Source organism: Amycolatopsis kentuckyensis (assembly GCF_041679295.1).
GTDB classification, from domain to species: Bacteria; Actinomycetota; Actinomycetes; order Mycobacteriales; family Pseudonocardiaceae; genus Amycolatopsis; species Amycolatopsis kentuckyensis_A.
On record NZ_JBGDMD010000007.1, the window covers coordinates 705,871 to 720,730 of the forward strand.

The window sequence follows — 14,860 nt, forward strand, 5'->3', positions numbered from 1 at the left end:
AGCCTGGAACGACCGAAGGCCACCTCCCGCGGGAGGTGGCCTTCGGCGTGTGCGGAACTCAGTGCTCCGAGCGCTTGGCGGTCTCGATGCTCTCGAACTCGCCCGGCTCGCCCTGGGTGACCGAGTGGCCGTTGCCGTGCCCGTTGCCGTGGGCCCGCTGCAGCGCGGCGGTCTCCTCGGCCGGGTCCGGCGACCAGAACGTGCCCGGGACGGCCTCGCCGGCCGAACCCAGCTTGTTCATCTTCTTCGGCACCGAAGCGCCCTGGTACTCGAGCGGGATCGCGTGGCCGTGGCTGTCGACGCCGGCCAGCGGCTGGTGGATCTCGATGAACTCACCGTGCGGCAGCCGCTTGATGATGCCCGTCTCGACGCCGTGCTCCAGCACCTCGCGGTCGGCCCGCTGCAGGCCCAGGCACAGCCGGTAGGTCAGGTAGTACGCCACCGGCGGCACGATCAGCACGCCGATGCGGCCCGCCCACGTCGTCGCGTTCAGCGAGATGTCGAACTGGTCGGCGATGATGTCGTTGAAGCCCGACAGCTCGATGACGGCGAAGAAGCCCAGCGCCATCGCGCCCAGCGCCGTGCGGACCGGTGCGTCACGCGGCCGCTGCAGCAGGTTGTGGTGCGCGGTGTCCTTGGACAGCTTCCGCTCGATGAACGGGTAGCCGAGCAGCAGGCCGAACAGGATCGGCATGCCGATCGCGCCGGGGAAGAACACCGCCGGGATCGTGTAGTTCCCGAGGTAGACCTCCCAGGCGGGCCAGATCCGGAGCATGCCGTCGGCCCAGGCCATGTACCAGTCGGGCTGCGAGCCCGCCGACACCTGCGCCGGGTTGTACGGGCCGAAGTTCCACACCGGGTTGATCTGGAACAACCCCGACATCAACGCCAGCACACCCACGACCAGGGTGAAGAACGCCCCGCCCTTCAACGCGAAGTACGGCATGATCCGCACCCCGACCACGTTGGTTTCCTTGCGCCGCACCCCCGGGAACTGCGTGTGCTTCTGGTACCACACCAGCGCCAGGTGCACCCCGACCAGCGCCAGCATGATGCCCGGCAGCAGCAGGATGTGCAGCGTGTACAACCGCGGGATGATCTGGTCCCCGGGGAACTCCCCACCGAACAGCGCCCAGTGGATCCAGGTCCCGATCACCGGCACCGACAGCACGATCCCCGACAGCGTCGCCCGGATACCGGTACCCGAAAGCAGGTCATCCGGCAGCGAGTAGCCGAAGAAGCCCTCGAAACACCCGAGGATCAGCAGCAGCCCGCCGATCACCCAGTTCGCCTCACGCGGGCGCCGGAACGCGCCGGTGAAGAAGATCCGCAGCATGTGCACGGCCATCGACGCCACGAAGATCAGCGCCGCCCAGTGGTGCAGCTGCCGCATGAACAACCCGCCGCGCACGTCGAACGAGAGGTCCAGCGTGGTCCGGAAGGCCTGCGACATCTCCAGGCCCTGCATGTTCGTGAAGCTGCCGTGGTAGACGACCTCCTGCATCGAGGGGTCGAAGAACAACGTCAGGTACACGCCGGTGAGCAGCAGGATGATGAAGCTGTAGAGCGCGATCTCGCCCAGCAGGAACGACCAGTGGGTCGGGAACACCTTGTTCATCTGGTGCCGCAGGCCCTTGGCCAGGTGGTACCGCTGGTCGGCGTTGTCCGCGGCGTCGCCCAGCGCCTTCTCGACCGGGCTCGACCCCTTGGTCGGCGTGGTGAGTGAACTCATGACTTACGCTCCCAAAAGGCCGGACCGATGGCCTCGATGAAGTCGCCTCGCGCGATCAAGTATCCCTCTTCGTCCACCGTGATCGGTAGCTGGGCCAGCGGACGGGTCGCCGGGCCGAAGATCGGCTTGGCGTAGTGGAGGGCGTCGAACTGAGACTGGTGGCACGGGCACAGGATGCGGTTGGTCCGCTGCTCGTACAGGGAGGTCGGGCAGCCGACGTGGCTGCAGATCTTCGTGTACGCGTACAGGTCGCCGAAGTTGAAGTCCTCCTGGCCGGCCCGCTTGACCACCTTGGCGGCGTCGGTCGGGCGCAGGCGGATCAGCATGACCGGGTTGTCCACCCGGGTCAGCGCGGCGGCCAGCAGCTCCGGCTTGCCCTTCTCGGAGTCGCGGTACGGGAAGACCGTCTCCATGGCGCCGGCGTCGAGGTCCTCGGCCTTGACCAGGCTGACCTGTTCGCCCTCTTCCAGGGGCTTGCCGGTGTTGCGGCGCAGGTAGACCTTCTCGCCCGGGAAGTTCGGCTGCCAGCCGGTGTGCCAGAGCGACTGCCGGTTGTCGGAGTCCTTCCACGGGTTCTTGATGAAGGACGCCAGCGGCAGCGCCGCGGCCGCGAGGCCCAGCGCACCGGCCCCGGCGATCGCCGAACGCTTGATCAGCGACCGGCGGGCGATGGTGCTGCGGTTACCGGCGTCGGCCAGGTGCGCGAGGAGCGTCGCGCGGTCGACCTCGGCCGACCCCTCGCCCTGGTTGTCGCTGCGCTGCTGCACCGCGACCTCGGCCGGCACGAACTTCTTCGTGTACAGGATCACGCCGATGCCCAGGCCGAGGATGGCCAGGCCGAGCGTGATGCCGAGCATCGGGGTGTAGAGGCTGTACCAGAAGTGGCCGCTCTCGTTGTCCGGCGCCTCGTACTGCCACGGCCACCAGATGAGCGAGACGACGAACCCGATCCCGGCCAGGGCGGACAGCCCGAACCAGAACGCGACCAGGCGCTCGGCCCGCTTCTCCGCCCGGGTGCCCTCCACGGGCCACGGGGTCGGGTACTCGACGATCTCGACGCCGTCGAGCGCCCCGCCCAGCTTGACCAGCTGGTCCCGGTCCATCTCAGCCAGTTCCGCCTCCGACGGCGGCTTCGGCCCCTCGGCACTCATGCCTTCGATCCAATCCACAACGTCACGCCGATCAGCGCGGCGATCCCGACGATAAAGGCGATCACGCCCTCCGACGCGGGGCCGACCCCGCCGAGGCCGTTCCCACCCGGGTCATTGTTGCCGTCCGACACCGACTTCACGTAGGCGACGATGTCCTTCTTCTCCTCCGGCGACAGCTGCCGGTCGGAGAACTTCGGCATGTTCTGCGGCCCGGTGAGCATGGCCGTGTAGATCTGCTCTTCGCTGGCCGGGTCCAGGTTCGGCGCGTACTTGCCGGCGGACAGCGCGCCGCCGCGGCCGGTGAAGTTGTGGCACGAGGCGCAGTTGAGGCGGAACAGCTCGCCACCGCGGGCCGGGTCGGAGCCGCGCAGGGCCTCGCCCTTCTCGGCGGGACGCTGCACGCCGCCGCCGTGCGCCTGGATGTAGGCGCCGACCGCGTCGATCTCGGCCTCGGTCAGCTTCGGCGGCTTCCGCTCGACCTGCGCCTCCTGGCGCGCGGCGGGCATGCGACCCGAAGAAGTCTGGAAGTACACCGCGGCGTCGCCGATGCCGATCAGGCTCGGCCCGCGGTCCTGCACGCCCTCGAGGTTCGCGCCGTGGCACGCGATGCAGGTGTTGTTGTAGACCTGCTCGCCGAGGCGCAGCTGCGCCGGCGTGCCCTGGGCCTGCGCGGTCTGCGGCTCGGGGGCGAACACGGCGTACAGGGCGCCGGCGCCCACCAGCGCGATACCGAGCGCGAGCAGGCCGGCGAACCGCCTCCGCAGCTTCGACCGCGCGCGGTAGCGGCGCTCCGACGATTTGGTGCTGGTGGTCATCTTGCGGCAACCCTTGCTGTCAGTTCAGGCCGATGGTGAAGGTGGTGGCGGCTGGCGGGTCTACGGAAGGAGGTAGATCACACCGAAGAGGCCGACCCACACGATGTCGACGAAGTGCCAGTAGTAGGACACGACGATCGCCGACGTGGCCTGGGCGGGCGTGAACTTGCTCAGTTTCGTGCGGATGAGCAGGTACACGAAGGCGATGAGCCCGCCGATGACGTGCAGGCCGTGGAACCCGGTGGCGAGGTAGAAGACCGTGCCGAACGGGCCGGACGGGATCGTCATCCCCTCTTCGACCAGGTTGTGGTACTCGTTGGCCTGGCCGCCGACGAAGATGGCGCCCATGATCAACGTGATGATGTACCAGCGGCGCAGGCCGTAGACGTCGCCGCGCTCGGCCGCGAACACGCCGAACTGGCAGGTCAGCGAGGACAGCACGAGGATCACCGTGAACGGGATCGCGTACGCCACGTTGAGGTGGAACTCCTCGCCGTGCAGCGGCGGCGGCCACTGGCCGGACGAGTTCTGCGCCTTGACGGTGAAGAACATCGCGAACAGTCCGGCGAAGAACATCAGCTCGCTGGAAAGCCACACGATGGTGCCGACACTGACCATGTTCGGCCGGTTCAGCGAGTGGACCCGCTGACTGATGGTGGGAGCTGCCGTTGTCACGCGTCGCATTATGTCCTCTCGCACCACCGCTCCGCCGGGTGGGTCCACGGCGAGCCGTCTGCGTAACCGATCACACCGGATGCCCGGGAAGGTGAGAGCTACTCATGGGTTTACTCGACCGGCTGCTTGACCTGGTCAAAAAGCGGGAAACCGCTGGTCTGACACCCGATTCGCCCGGCTTGGAGATCGTCGCCGAGGCCTTCGACCCGGTCGTCGCGGACTCCGCCGTCCTCGCCGGTTCACCCGCCTGGGTCAGCACGGCACCGGCCGTCCTGCGGCACCACCTGCTCCTGCCGCCGGACCGGGTGGCCGAAGCGGCGTCGATCCTCGCCCAGGACGGCTATGAGCTGCGAGAACAGTCCGCGGACGGAGCTCGCGCACGGGTGCTCGCGGTGCGCGTCCAGGTGCTCGACGCGCTGCACTGCGCCCAGGAACGGTCCCGGATGGCCGGTCTCGCGCAGCGGCTCGGGGGTGACGCGCTGGGCTGGGACGCGCTCCAGCCGGAGGCGCCCGCGTGATGTCGGTCTCGGCCGATACGATCGCCTCCAGACGTGCGGTGACGAGATGGAGGCGTGTCCAACATGGGCGAGCGGTCGATGCGGGTCCTGGTGTTCAGCCACAAGCCGGAGGTGCGCGAGGCGATCGTGAACGCGGTCGGCCGGCGGCCCGCCGCCGACCTGGCGCGCGTGGACTACGTCGAGGCGGCCGGCATCGCGGACGTGCTGTCCGAGGTGGACGCCGGGAACGTCGACCTGGCGATCCTCGACGGCGAGGCGCAGCCGACCGGCGGCATCGGCCTCTGCCGCCAGCTGAAGAGCGAAATCGCCCAGTGTCCCCCGATCGTGATCGCGGTGCGGCGCAAGGACGACCGGTGGCTGGCTACGTGGTCGCAGGCGGACGCCGTGCTGGTGCACCCGCTGGACCCGCTGACCGCCGCGGAGACCGTCGCCGACGTGCTGCGACGGGTCCCCGTCGTGAACGGCTGAGCCCGGTGGGCACCCCGGTCCCCCGCACCTGGCCGCCGCTGCTCAAGCAGCTCGTCGCGCGCGTCGACCTGTCCGAGGAGGACACCGCGTGGGCGATGGACCAGATCATGAGCGGCGCGGCGAGCCCGGCCCGGATCGCCGGGTTCGCCGTGGCGCTGCGCGCGAAGGGCGAGACGCCGTCGGAGATCGCCGGGATGGCGGCCACGATGCTGGCCCACGCCAAGCGCGTCGAGCTGGACCGCCCGGCGGTCGACATCGTGGGCACCGGCGGCGACGGCTCCAACTCGGTGAACATCTCGACGATGGCGACGATCGTCACGGCGGCGGCGGGCGCGCCGGTGGCCAAGCACGGCAACCGCAGCGCGTCGTCGAAGTCGGGCGCGGCGGACGTCCTCGAGGCGCTCGGGGTGACGATTTCGCTGCCGCCGGAGGACGTCCGGCGGAGCCTGACCGAGGTCGGCGTGGGGTTCTTCCTGGCGTCGGCGTTCCACCCGGCGCTGCGCCACGCGGGCCCGGTCCGCGGCGAGCTCGGCATCCCGACGACGTTCAACCTGCTCGGCCCGCTGACGAACCCGGCCCAGCCGGGCAGCGCGCTGATCGGCTGCGCGTACGAGGACAAGACGCAGGTGCTGGCGGAGGTGTTCGCCCGCCGCGGCACGACGGCACTGGTGGTCCGCGGCGACGACGGCCTGGACGAGATCACCACGACGACGACCTCGTCGGTGTGGGTGGTGTCGGGCGGAACCGTGACGAAGACGACCTTCGACCCGGCCTCGGTGGGCATTCCGCGCGCGACGGCGGCGGACCTGCGCGGCGGCGACGCGGCTTCGAACGCGGCGGTGGTCCGCGAGCTGGTGGGCGGCAAGCCGGGGCCGGTGCGCGACGCGGTGCTGATCAACGCGGCCGCGGCGCTGGCGGCGTTCACCGGGTTCTCGGGATCCCTCGAGGACGATCTGCGGGCCGGGCTGGCACGGGCGGCCGAGGCGATCGATTCCGGCGCCGCGGCGGCGCTGCTGGACCGCTGGATCGCCTTCAGCTGAGCCGTCAGCCGCGGAAGGCTGTCCGGTACGACGTCGGGCTCGTTCCCCGCAACCGGGTGAACTGGTGCCGCAGCGCGGCCGCCGACGCGTAGCCGCACGCCACCGCGATGTCCTCCACCGACAGCCGGCCCTCCTCTAGCAGCGCCTGGGCGCGGTCCAGGCGCCGCTCGGTCAGCCACCGGTGCGGGGTCGTGCCCGTCGCCGCCGAAAAGCGGCGCAGGAACGTCCGCTCGCCCAGCCCGCTCCGGCGCGCCAGCTCCGCCACCGTGAACGGCCGGTCCAGCCGCCGCTCCACCCACTCCAGGGCCTCCGCCACCACCGAGTCGTCCGGGACGGATGGCACCGGCGCCTGGACGAACTGCGCCTGACCGCCCGCCCGGAACGGCGCCGCCACCATCCGGCGCGCCAACGTCGTCGCCGCCGTGACGCCGCGCAGCCGGCGCACCAGGTGCAGGCACAGGTCCACCGCCGCCACCGTGCCCGCGCTCGTGAAGACCGCGCCGTCGTCGGCGTACAGCGCCTGGGTGTCCACCTCCGCCGACGGGAAGCGGGCGCGGAACTCCGCCTCGTACACCCAGTGGACCGTGCAGCGGCGGCCGTCCAGCAGGCCCGCGTAGCCCAGCGTGAACACCCCCGCGCAGAACCCCGCCACCCACGCGCCCCGCGCCGCCGCGTCGCGCAGGACGTCCAGCACCGGCGCCGGCGGCGGCGCCGTCCGAGGAGCGCAGGTCGGCACGATCAGCAGGTCCGCCGAGGCCGCGAAGTCCAGGCCCCGGAGCCCCGACAGGCCGAAGCCCGACCAGCTGGCCACCGGCGCCCCCGCGGGCGAGCAGACCCCGAACTCCCAGCCCTCGATGCCGTCGCCGGTGCGGTCCGTGCCGAACACCTCGCACGCGACCCCCAGCTCGAACGGCGAAACGTGGTCGGCCAGCACCACCGCCACCCGGTTGACGTCCATGCCGGCCAGCATGTCACAAGTTTTGCGCCCGTTGTCATCTCTGACACTGGTCGGTCATGAACAACCGGACGAACCTGAACGCCATGACGAACTCCGAAACCCGCCCGCTGCTCCAGTGGTCCGCGGCGATGGCGATGTCCGGCACGATCGGCGCCGTCGTCCTCGAGAGCGGCGCGGCCGCGCCCGCAGTCGCCTTCGCCCGCTGCTTCGTCGGCGGAGCGCTCCTCGTGATCTGGTGCTTCGCCCGCGGCTGGCTGCCCGCCTGGCGGCCCTCGAAGCGCGACCTCGGGCTGGCCGTCCTCGGCGGGCTGTTCCTGGTCGGCAACTGGGTGCTGCTGTTCGCGTCCTACGCGCTCTCGTCGATCTCGGTCAGCACGGTCGTCTACCACACCCAGCCGCTCATCCTGGTCGGCTTGGCGGCGGCGTTCCTCGGCGAGAAGGTGGCCAAGAGCCACCTGGTCCGGGCCGCGATCGCCTTCGGTGGCGTGGCCTTGATCTCGCTGTCCGCGCACGGCGAGGACGGCAAACCCGTGCAGCTCGCCGGGATCGGCCTAGCGCTCGGCGCGGCCCTGCTCTACGCCGGCGCGTCCTTCGTCGCGAAGCAGCTGAAGCACATCCGCCCGCACCTGCTCGCGGCCGTCCAGACGACGGTGGGCGCGCTCGTGCTGGCCCCCGTGCTGCTCATCACGCCGCTACCGACCACGACGCACGGCCTGCTCTGGCTCGTCCTGCTGGGCACCGTCCACACGGCCCTGATGTACGTGCTGATGTACGCGAGCATCGGCAAGCTGCCGACCACGACGGTGGCGCTGCTGTCCTACCTGTACCCGGTGGTCGCGGTGCTGGTGGACGTCGCCTTCTACGGCCACCGCCCGACCTGGCCGGAGGCACTGGGGATGCTCGCGGTACTGGCCGCGGCCCTGAGTCCTCAGCGCCGCGGCCAGTCGAAAGGAACGAAGGTCAGTCGTGCGACGGACCCGTGTGGTACTCGAACACCAGCCCGCCGATCGTGATCAGCAGCGCGACCAGCGCGATGACGAGCAGCCAGATGTGGAAGAACGCCAGGCCCAGCGCGGCGAGGGCAGCGGTGGCGGCCATGCCGACCGGCCAGTAGCTGCCCGGGCTGAAGAAGCCCAGCTCGCCGGCGCCGTCGCTGATCTCGGCGTCCTCGCGGTCCTCCGGGCGCGGTTCGATGCGGCGGGCGACGAACTGCATGTAGCTGCCCGCGAGGAACGCGAGGCCACCGGTGAGGAACAGCGCGACGATGCCGACCGGCTCGGCCCCGTGGGTCGCCGCCAGCGCGGTCCACACCCAGTACACGGCCGCCATGAACACGGCGAAGATCGCCACGATGAAGAAGATGCGGGCTTCGACCTTCATGGTCTTCTTCCTACTCCCTGTGTGGCCGTCAGTTGGACGCGGTCCGCGCCGTGCGGTCGGTGTTGAACGGCTGGGTGGTCACCGCGTGCGGGGTGCACAGCTCGCCGCAGTTCATCTTCGCCAGCGCTTCGGCGGCGGTGAACGTCTGGCCGGTGGCCGGGTTCACCTGCTTGCGCAGCTGGATGTACTGGTCGTACTTGTCCGCCGACAGCGCGCGGACCTCGAAGTTCATCACCGAGTGGTACGTGCCGCACAGCTCCGCGCACCGGCCGACGAAGGAGCCTTCGCGGTCGATCGTGTTCTGGAAGGAGCTGTCCTGGTTGTTCTTGTCCGGGTTCGGCATGACGTCCCGCTTGAAGTGGAACTCCGGCACCCAGAAGGAGTGGATGACGTCGGTGGAGATCAGGTCGTACTGGATGACCTTGCCGACGGGGAGCACCAGCAGCGGGATCTCGCCGGACGAGCCGACCGTGCTGACCTGGCCGCTGCCGTCGGGCTTCGCCGCGTTGGCGTCCTCGTACTTGAACTCCCAGTTCCACTGGAAGGCCACGACCTGGACCTTGACGTCCGGGTTCGGGATCTTGTCCAGGACCTTCGACTCCGTCGTCGCGGTGAAGAAGAACAGGACGCAGACCATGATCGTCGGGACGACGACCGTGAACAGCTCGAGCGGGATGTTGTACTGGAACTGCCGGGGCAGCTCCTCCGGCTCGCCGTCGGCGGTCTTCTTCTTGCGGTGGAACGCCGCGGTCCAGAAGATCAGGGCCCACACGATGGCACCGACGATCAGCGCGGCCACCACGGTCCAGGTCCACAGCGTGCGCATCTCGTTCGCCTGCCGCGTGACACCCACCGGCCAGCCGAACCGCAGGATCTCGTCGCCGGAGCAGCCCGTCGCGGTCAGCGCGACCAGCACGGCCAGCGCGGCGACGCGCACGGTCCGCTTCCCCAGGGTGCGCTTGGGTTGTCCCACTGCGCCTCGCCCTTTCACCCAGAGCCTCCTACGACAGATCTTTGTGACAGCCGGACTCTAGCCGAGTTGGCCCATCCTGCTGACCAAGGGGTAACTGATGAGACTTATTCAACCGTCGGTCGGCGCGAACGGCGCTTCCCCCGGCAAGCTGCGGTCCGCAGCGCCGACCTAGCTCAAATAAGCCTCAATCGACGCGCGTGGTACTCGCCACGACCGCCCCGGCATACTGGGGCCTTCCCCAGCCCGGTGAAGACCCTGAAGGTGTGTGAGTACCCGTGTGCGGCCTGCTTGGACTGATCTGCGCGACCGAGACCGGCGCGGCGAACGCGCGTGACGCCGTCGGCGCGGCCATGCGCTGCCAGCGTCACCGCGGCCCCGACGAGCAGGACACCTGGGCCGACGCCGAGGTCGTCTACGGCTTCAACCGGCTCGCGTTCATCGACGTCGAGCACGCCCACCAGCCGCTGGTCTGGGGGCCGCCGGAGGCGCCCGGCCGGTACACGATGAACTTCAACGGCGAGATCTACAACTACCTGGAGCTGCGGGCCGAGCTGGCCGAGCAGCACGGGGCGAAGTTCGAGACCGAGGGTGACGGCGAGGCCATCGTCGCCGGCTTCCACTACCTCGGCGCCGACTGGGTGAAGCGCCTGCGCGGCATGTTCGCCTTCATGATCTGGGACTCCCAGGAGAAGAAGGTCTTCGGCGCGCGCGACCCGTTCGGGATCAAGCCGCTGTTCTACTCGGCCGGCCCCGGCGGGGTGGCGTTCTCCAGCGAGAAGAAGAGCCTGCTGGAGCTGTCGGATACCCTCGGTGTCGCCCAGGAGCTGGACCGGAAGGCACTCCAGCACTACCTGGTCCTGCAGTACGTGCCCGAGCCCGAGTCGCTGCACACCGCGATCCGCCGCGTCGAGTCCGGCACCTCGTTCGAGGTGGCCCCCGGCGGCGAGGTGGCGTTCACCCGCTACTTCCACCCGCAGTTCACCGCGAAGCCGGTGAACTCGCAGGCCGAGGCCGAGGAACTGCACCAGCGCATCGCCGATGTGATGCGCGACTCGGTCGGCAAGCACATGATTTCGGACCCCGACGTCACGGTCGGCGCGTTCCTCTCCGGCGGCATCGACTCCACGGCCACCGCGACGCTGGCCAAGGAGCACAACCCGAACCTGATCGCGTTCACCACCGGGTTCGAGCGCGAGGGCTACTCCGAGGTCGACGTCGCCGCCGAGTCGGCCGCCGCGATCGGCGTGAAGCACGTGGTCCGGACGGTGTCGGCGGACGAGATGATGGAGGTCCTGCCGCTCATCGTCTGGTACCTCGACGACCCGGTCGCCGACCCGGCGCTGGTCCCGCTGTGGTTCATCGCCCGCGAGGCCCGCAAGCACGTCAAGGCGGTGCTGTCCGGCGAGGGCGCGGACGAGCTGTTCGGCGGCTACACGATCTACAACGAGCCGATCTCGCTGGCGCCGTTCGAGAAGATCCCGGGCGGGATGCGCAAGCTCATCGGCAAGGTCTCGACGAAGATCCCCGAGGGCACCCGCGGCAAGGACCTGCTGCGCCGCGGCGCGCTGCCGCTGGAGGACCGTTACTACGGCAACGCCCGCAACTTCCGCGACGACCAGCTGCGCAACGTCCTTCGCACCTACCAGGAGGGCATCGGCTTCAAGGACGTCACGGCGCCCTGGTACGACGTCTCGCGCGGCTGGGACCCGGTCGCCCGCATGCAGCACGTCGACCTCTACACCTGGCTGCGCGGCGACATCCTGGTCAAGGCCGACAAGGTGACCATGGCGAACTCCCTGGAACTGCGGGTGCCGTTCCTGGACGCCGAGGTGTTCAAGGTCGCGGCGTCGATCCCGCTGGACCAGAAGCTCGCCCACGGGACGACGAAGTACGCGCTGCGCCAGGCCCTCGCGAAGATCATCCCGGCGCACGTGCTCAACCGGCGCAAGCTCGGCTTCCCGGTCCCGATCCGGCTGTGGCTGCGCAACGAGATGTACGACTGGGCGAAGGGGATCATCAGCGACTCGAAGACCGACGAGCTGCTGGACAAGAAGGCGATCCTGGCGCTGCTGGAGGAGCACAAGGCGGGCCAGCTGGACCGCAGCCGCCAGCTGTGGGCGCTGATCGTGTTCATGCTGTGGCACGGCATCTTCGTCGAGCACCGGATCAAGCCCGAGGTGCCCGAGCCGGTGTACCCGGTCAAGCTCTGACGTTCCCGTGAGAAGGCCCCGCACCGGCTCGGTGCGGGGCCTCTCGCGTTCCGGGACTCAGGCGGGCAGGACCGCGGAGATCTCCTCGGCCGCGTCGGGGCCGAAGGCCTCGCCGATGCGGGCTAGGGCGTCCGCGCGGTCGAACGTCCACTCCTGCGTGCCGACCGTCTCCAGGACCAGCACCGCGATCAGCGAGCCCAGCTGGGCCGCGCGCTCGACGTTCAGGCCGCCGTCGAGGCCGGCCAGGAAGCCCGCGCGGAAGCCGTCGCCGACGCCCGTCGGGTCGGCCTTCGCGCGCTCGGGGACCGCGCCGATCTGCAGGGCCACGCCGTCCTTGCCGACGATCTCGACGCCCTTCTCGCCCAGCGTCGTGATCCGCAGGCCGACCTGGTCGAGGACGTCGGCCTCGGTCCAGCCGGTCTTCTGGAGCAGCAGCTCCCACTCGTAGTCGTTGCTGAACAGGTACTTCGCACCCGCGACGAACGCGCGCGCCTGCTCGCCGGTCATCCGGGCCAGTTGCTGCGACGGGTCGACGGCGAACGCGTACCCGCGCTGGCGGCACTCCTCGGCGTGGCGGACCATGCCCTCGGGGTCGTCCGGGCTGATCAGCACCAGGCTGAGGTCGCCGGCGCGCTCGGCGATCGGCTGCAGCTCGATGTTGCGGGACTCGGCCATCGCGCCGGCGTAGAACGTCGCGATCTGGCAGAGGTCCTCGTCGGTCGTGCAGACGAACCGCGCGGTGTGCGCGACCTCCGACACGTGCACACCGGACGTGTCGACGCCGTGCCGCTCCAGCCAGGAGCGGTAGTCCGCGAAGTCGGCGCCGACGGCGCCCACGAGCACCGGCCGCACGCCGAGCACCCCGAGGCCGAAGGCGATGTTCGCGCCGATGCCGCCGCGCCGGACCACGAGGTCGTCGGCGAGGAAGCTCAGCGAGACCCGGTGCAGCTGCTCGGCGACCAGCTGCTCCGCGAACCTGCCCGGGAAATGCATGAGGTGGTCGGTTGCGATACTGCCGGACACCGCGATCCTGGCCCTGTCTGCCACCGGCTGCTCCTTTGTGCTCGACCTCACGGCAAAAGGCGCGAAGTTACCCCCGGGTCATGACCCAACCGGGTAGTTCGCGCGCGCCCAGCCGACACTACCGGCTGGTACTCCTTCTCCAGTCGAGAGCGGATCAATAGCGTTACGAATCGTGAACGCCGTCACCGAACCCGAGACCCTGTCCGAGCTGATCGCCGACTGCGCGCTCATCCCGGCGACACTGCAGGCCGAGAGCCGTCCGCCCGCCTTCGTCACGGCCAGTCCGTGGGAGGTCGACGAGGTGTGCCACGCCCAGGTCGCGGAGCTCGACGCCTACGTGTAGTCCGCAGAGACGAAGAAGGCCCCGCCTCCCTTTCGGGGAGCGGGGCCTTTCTCGCGCTGCCTCAGTGGAACGAGTCGCCGCAGGCGCAGGAGCCCGTCGCGTTCGGGTTGTCGATCGTGAAGCCCTGCTTCTCGATCGAATCCACGAAGTCGATGACGGCTTCCGACACGTACGGCGCGCTCATCCGGTCGACGGCCACCTTGAGGCCGTCGAAGTCGCGGAACAGGTCACCGTCGAGCGTGCGCTCGTCGAAGAACAGCTGGTAGCGCAGGCCCGCGCAGCCACCGGGCTGGACGGCGATGCGCAGGTGCATGTCGTCGCGGCCCTCCTGCTCGAGCAGGGCCTTCGCCTTGGAAGCCGCGGCGTCGGTCAACGTGACGCCGTGGGTCTCCTCGGCGGTCTCGGCCTGCGTCGCGCCGGCGTGCTCAGCGGTCGTCATGGCACTCCCTCTAAGTTCGAACTCGCTGCGGATACTCCTCGTGCTGACGTCTTCAACACCCGGAGCGTCCGATCTGTTCCCCCACCATGGTCGCACATCGATCGACCTGGTGAACGGCGGCGTGACGCCTGCAATACCCTGATGACGTGAGGTTCCTGCGCCGAAGCACCACAGACAACGCCGCCGACGAGCCGGAGGCGACCGACGCCGTCGACGTCGGCGGCAAGGCGTACACGCCCGGTAAGGGCAAGGCTACGCCGAAGCGCCGCGAGGCGGAGGCGAAGCGGCGCGGCCCGGTGGCGCCGCCGCCGACCACCATGCGCGAGGCGATGAAGCGCAACAAGGAACTGCGCAAGTCGAACCCGCAGACGAAGGAAGACCGCCGCGCGGCGGCCAAGCTCCGCCGCGACCGCATGATGGCGGGCGACGACAAGTACCTGCTCCCCCGCGACCGCGGGCCGGTCAAGGCGTACGTCCGCGACCTGGTCGACACGCGGCGCAACCTGCTGGGCCTGTTCATGCCGCTGGCGATCCTGGTGTTCCTGGCGCTGCTGGTGCCGATGCCCCAGGTGCAGTCGTACATCACGCTGCTGTGCACGGCGCTGCTGCTGGTGATGGCGATCGAGGGCTTCGTGAACGGCCGCAAGATCGCGAAGCTGGCGCGGGAGAAGTTCCCGAAGGAAACGGTGAGCGGCCGGTCGATCGGGTGGTACGCGTTCGTCCGGGCGTCCCAGATCCGGCGGCTGCGGGTGCCCAAGCCGCGGCTGAAGCCGGGGGATCCGATCCCGAACTGAGCTGGATTCGAGAAGCCGGGTGGAGCGAGCCTCCACCCGGCTTCTTGCTGTCTGCGGCTCGGCACACATCACGTGAATGACTCATTCATGTCGTCTGACGACAGGGCTCCGGCAAGGTCGGGTGGGGCGAGGCTCCGCCCGGCACCACCGCCCGCGGAACGCCGGGCCGAAGAGGCGCGTCGGCGGGATGCCGAGCTTCGGCGGTCATGAACGACTCGTTCATCGCATCCGGCGAGGTGAACGACTCGTTCATGCCAGCCGCCAATCCCGCCTGAGCGACTGGCTGCCCACCGTCTCGCCCCAAAAGCCGAGACCAAAGGCGAGAGGCCCCCGAGAACCGA

16 protein-coding genes are annotated in these 14,860 nt (G+C 69.7%); 7 read left to right on the forward strand and 9 right to left on the reverse strand.

Going from position 1 to position 14,860, the window contains the following annotated elements; genetic code table 11:
- Nucleotides 1-58: 58 nt before the first annotated feature.
- The 4 genes from qcrB to ctaE are packed head-to-tail and all read right to left on the reverse strand — an operon-like array spanning nt 59 to nt 4,382.
- Nucleotides 59-1,732 (reverse strand): cytochrome bc1 complex cytochrome b subunit, encoded by a 1,674-nt coding sequence (qcrB, locus tag ACERZO_RS32185; RefSeq protein WP_372668940.1) that lies wholly within the window; start codon nt 1,730-1,732, stop codon nt 59-61.
- Nucleotides 1,729-2,883: a cytochrome bc1 complex Rieske iron-sulfur subunit gene (gene qcrA, locus ACERZO_RS32190; protein WP_372668942.1), complete on the reverse strand. Its 1,155-nt coding sequence runs from the start codon at nt 2,881-2,883 to the stop codon at nt 1,729-1,731. The genes qcrB and qcrA overlap by 4 nt, the downstream gene beginning before the upstream one ends.
- A complete protein-coding gene (qcrC, locus tag ACERZO_RS32195; protein WP_125306905.1) occupies nt 2,880-3,698 on the reverse strand; it encodes a cytochrome bc1 complex diheme cytochrome c subunit in 819 nt (272 codons plus the stop codon). Before qcrC ends, qcrA begins: the two co-directional genes overlap by 4 nt.
- Nucleotides 3,699-3,758: 60 nt before the next feature.
- Nucleotides 3,759-4,382 (reverse strand): aa3-type cytochrome oxidase subunit III, encoded by a 624-nt coding sequence (ctaE, locus tag ACERZO_RS32200; protein ID WP_086681061.1) that lies wholly within the window; start codon nt 4,380-4,382, stop codon nt 3,759-3,761.
- Nucleotides 4,383-4,477: 95 nt separating this feature from the next.
- Here ctaE and ACERZO_RS32205 point away from each other — a divergent pair, with 95 nt between their 5' ends.
- The 3 genes from ACERZO_RS32205 (at nt 4,478) to trpD (ending at nt 6,399) form a co-directional block, all read left to right on the forward strand.
- Nucleotides 4,478-4,891, forward strand: coding sequence for a hypothetical protein (locus tag ACERZO_RS32205; RefSeq protein WP_372668944.1), 414 nt, complete (start codon nt 4,478-4,480; stop codon nt 4,889-4,891).
- Between the two features lie 63 nt (nt 4,892-4,954).
- The gene (locus tag ACERZO_RS32210) at nt 4,955-5,359 is read left to right on the forward strand and encodes a hypothetical protein (RefSeq protein WP_372669012.1); all 405 of its coding nucleotides are present in this window, start codon (nt 4,955-4,957) and stop codon (nt 5,357-5,359) included.
- 5 nt (nt 5,360-5,364) lie between these two features.
- Nucleotides 5,365-6,399 carry an anthranilate phosphoribosyltransferase gene (gene trpD / locus ACERZO_RS32215; protein ID WP_372668946.1) on the forward strand — a complete coding sequence of 345 codons (1,035 nt, stop codon included), beginning with the start codon at nt 5,365-5,367 and terminating at the stop codon, nt 6,397-6,399.
- Nucleotides 6,400-6,403: 4 nt separating this feature from the next.
- Here trpD and ACERZO_RS32220 read toward each other — a convergent pair whose 3' ends face one another.
- Nucleotides 6,404-7,357, reverse strand: a complete 954-nt coding sequence (locus tag ACERZO_RS32220) for a GlxA family transcriptional regulator (RefSeq protein WP_372669014.1) — start codon at nt 7,355-7,357, stop codon at nt 6,404-6,406.
- A gap of 83 nt (nt 7,358-7,440) precedes the next feature.
- Here ACERZO_RS32220 and ACERZO_RS32225 point away from each other — a divergent pair, with 83 nt between their 5' ends.
- Nucleotides 7,441-8,370: a DMT family transporter gene (locus tag ACERZO_RS32225; protein WP_372669016.1), complete on the forward strand. Its 930-nt coding sequence runs from the start codon at nt 7,441-7,443 to the stop codon at nt 8,368-8,370.
- Here ACERZO_RS32225 and ACERZO_RS32230 read toward each other — a convergent pair.
- Both ACERZO_RS32230 and ctaC read right to left on the reverse strand, forming a co-directional pair.
- On the reverse strand, nt 8,318-8,737 hold the full coding sequence (locus tag ACERZO_RS32230; RefSeq protein WP_372668948.1) for a cytochrome c oxidase subunit 4: 420 nt from the start codon (nt 8,735-8,737) through the stop codon (nt 8,318-8,320). The genes ACERZO_RS32225 and ACERZO_RS32230 overlap by 53 nt on opposite strands.
- A 28-nt stretch (nt 8,738-8,765) precedes the next feature.
- Nucleotides 8,766-9,710 carry an aa3-type cytochrome oxidase subunit II gene (gene ctaC / locus ACERZO_RS32235; RefSeq protein WP_372668950.1) on the reverse strand — a complete coding sequence of 315 codons (945 nt, stop codon included), beginning with the start codon at nt 9,708-9,710 and terminating at the stop codon, nt 8,766-8,768.
- A gap of 275 nt (nt 9,711-9,985) precedes the next feature.
- Between ctaC and asnB the strand changes: the two genes are divergently transcribed.
- Nucleotides 9,986-11,920, forward strand: coding sequence for an asparagine synthase (glutamine-hydrolyzing) (asnB, locus tag ACERZO_RS32240; protein ID WP_372668951.1), 1,935 nt, complete (start codon nt 9,986-9,988; stop codon nt 11,918-11,920).
- 57 nt (nt 11,921-11,977) lie between these two features.
- Here the strand turns inward: asnB and ACERZO_RS32245 are convergent, their stop codons facing one another.
- A complete protein-coding gene (locus ACERZO_RS32245; RefSeq protein ID WP_372668953.1) occupies nt 11,978-12,967 on the reverse strand; it encodes a carbohydrate kinase family protein in 990 nt (329 codons plus the stop codon).
- Nucleotides 12,968-13,115: 148 nt separating this feature from the next.
- Between ACERZO_RS32245 and ACERZO_RS32250 the strand changes: the two genes are divergently transcribed.
- A complete protein-coding gene (locus ACERZO_RS32250; RefSeq protein WP_372668955.1) occupies nt 13,116-13,286 on the forward strand; it encodes a hypothetical protein in 171 nt (56 codons plus the stop codon).
- Between the two features lie 61 nt (nt 13,287-13,347).
- Here ACERZO_RS32250 and ACERZO_RS32255 read toward each other — a convergent pair whose 3' ends face one another.
- Nucleotides 13,348-13,725: a HesB/IscA family protein gene (locus ACERZO_RS32255; protein WP_086845389.1), complete on the reverse strand. Its 378-nt coding sequence runs from the start codon at nt 13,723-13,725 to the stop codon at nt 13,348-13,350.
- Between the two features lie 146 nt (nt 13,726-13,871).
- Here ACERZO_RS32255 and ACERZO_RS32260 point away from each other — a divergent pair, with 146 nt between their 5' ends.
- A complete protein-coding gene (locus ACERZO_RS32260; protein ID WP_372668957.1) occupies nt 13,872-14,519 on the forward strand; it encodes a DUF3043 domain-containing protein in 648 nt (215 codons plus the stop codon).
- Nucleotides 14,520-14,860: the final 341 nt, after the last annotated feature.

Bases quoted from the DNA above. Each gene is read 5' to 3' on its own strand.
- qcrB (WP_372668940.1), bottom strand. From the start codon at position 1,732: ATGAGTTCACTCACCACGCCGACCAAGGGGTCGAGCCCGGTCGAGAAG.
- qcrA (WP_372668942.1), bottom strand. From the start codon at position 2,883: ATGAGTGCCGAGGGGCCGAAGCCGCCGTCGGAGGCGGAACTGGCTGAG.
- qcrC (WP_125306905.1), bottom strand. From the start codon at position 3,698: ATGACCACCAGCACCAAATCGTCGGAGCGCCGCTACCGCGCGCGGTCG.
- ctaE (WP_086681061.1), bottom strand. From the start codon at position 4,382: ATGCGACGCGTGACAACGGCAGCTCCCACCATCAGTCAGCGGGTCCAC.
- ACERZO_RS32205 (WP_372668944.1), top strand. From the start codon at position 4,478: ATGGGTTTACTCGACCGGCTGCTTGACCTGGTCAAAAAGCGGGAAACC.
- ACERZO_RS32210 (WP_372669012.1), top strand. From the start codon at position 4,955: ATGGGCGAGCGGTCGATGCGGGTCCTGGTGTTCAGCCACAAGCCGGAG.
- ACERZO_RS32220 (WP_372669014.1), bottom strand. From the start codon at position 7,357: ATGGACGTCAACCGGGTGGCGGTGGTGCTGGCCGACCACGTTTCGCCG.
- ACERZO_RS32225 (WP_372669016.1), top strand. From the start codon at position 7,441: ATGACGAACTCCGAAACCCGCCCGCTGCTCCAGTGGTCCGCGGCGATG.
- ACERZO_RS32230 (WP_372668948.1), bottom strand. From the start codon at position 8,737: ATGAAGGTCGAAGCCCGCATCTTCTTCATCGTGGCGATCTTCGCCGTG.
- ACERZO_RS32255 (WP_086845389.1), bottom strand. From the start codon at position 13,725: ATGACGACCGCTGAGCACGCCGGCGCGACGCAGGCCGAGACCGCCGAG.